The sequence below is a fragment of the Vibrio sp. 10N.286.48.F5 genome (genome assembly GCF_041469785.1).
Lineage (GTDB): Bacteria > Pseudomonadota > Gammaproteobacteria > Enterobacterales > Vibrionaceae > Vibrio > Vibrio crassostreae_C.
Genome location: NZ_JBFRLG010000077.1, coordinates 1 through 1,077, shown reverse-complemented (window position 1 = coordinate 1,077; position 1,077 = coordinate 1). Strand labels below are relative to the sequence as shown.

The 1,077-nt window shown below is 43.7% G+C and carries 2 protein-coding genes; both read right to left on the bottom strand.

The window, feature by feature from the left end; all coding sequences use genetic code 11:
* Positions 1 to 383, bottom strand: a 383-nt coding sequence (locus tag AB4185_RS21865) for a DUF2787 family protein (RefSeq protein WP_372135933.1), incomplete at its 3' end; no start/stop codon positions are given.
* Positions 380 to 856 carry a DNA repair protein RadC gene (gene radC / locus AB4185_RS21860; RefSeq protein WP_269978490.1) on the bottom strand — a complete coding sequence of 159 codons (477 nt, stop codon included), beginning with the start codon at positions 854 to 856 and terminating at the stop codon, positions 380 to 382. The genes AB4185_RS21865 and radC, both read right to left, overlap by 4 nt.
* Positions 857 to 1,077: the final 221 nt, after the last annotated feature.

Below are 1,077 nucleotides of genomic sequence, written 5' to 3'. Positions count from 1 at the left end.
ATGAGAGTGTGAGTGATGGCTTTAAGCCAGCTAGCAAGTAAGGTTTGAACTTCTGGCCGTTGTAAGTTGCACTGCTTAATCTCTGGGTGGTAGAACCAACACCCTGCGAAGTTGAAATACAGCGATAACTCTTTTTGTGGCTTACCAGCAACCATCACATCAAAGGTGGCAATAAAGCGAAGTTGCCAAGGTGTTTTGCTTGATGTTCGCTCTAATTGAATTTCGATTGGTTGAAAGCGGCTATTGATATCTTTAGACCCTATGTTTAACGCTACCCGCTCGACTGTATTCGGGATGACGTTTTCAGACATAAGTGCTTCAAGAAAACAGTGCATGGGACTAACGAGTTCATCATTAAGTCCTGAAATAACAAATTTGTTCATACCCACCCCTTTTCTGCAAATGACACACAATCCTCACCCACAACGATGTGGTCCAATACTCGGATATCCACCAGCTTGAGAGCATCTACTAAGCGCTGTGTAATGCGTCTATCTGCTTGAGAGGGCTCAGCGACACCTGAAGGGTGGTTATGAGCAAAAACGACGGCAGCAGCGTTATGGTTTAGTGCTGCTTTGAGTACTTCGCGTGGGTAAATAGAGGCAGCATCGATAGTGCCAAAGAACAACTCTTCAAAACTGATCAATTGATGTTGATTATCAAGAAACATCACGGCGAACACTTCGCGGTCATGAGCCCCTAACTTGAGCTTTAAATATTCCTTAACATTGGTTGGATTAGTGAACGTGCCCTCTCGTTTGTATTTTGCAGCCAGTGCGTCGGCTGCACGTTCTAGCAGTTCATTTAACTCTGAAGTTTTAAAAGGGTAATCGTGTTGGTTGTTGGCGTTACGCATAAGAGCTCCTTGGGTTATCTGTTTGGTTATGCGTACTGATGAAATATATCTGAGAGCATTTTGAATCGAGGCGTGGAGGGGGGAGTATTTCCAGAGACAGGTAAAAAATAACTCTCTTGCCGTTGTTATGTAGCAATCGCAATAAAGCGACGAATGAACAATCAACACAACCAGCTGGTGCAAAGGATGTATCGGCTTTTTAGTCTCTGGAGAGTATAAAA

What these genes read in the sequence shown, in the direction of transcription:
- radC (WP_269978490.1), bottom strand. Translation starts at nt 856, where the DNA reads ATGCGTAACGCCAACAACCAACACGATTACCCTTTTAAAACTTCAGAG.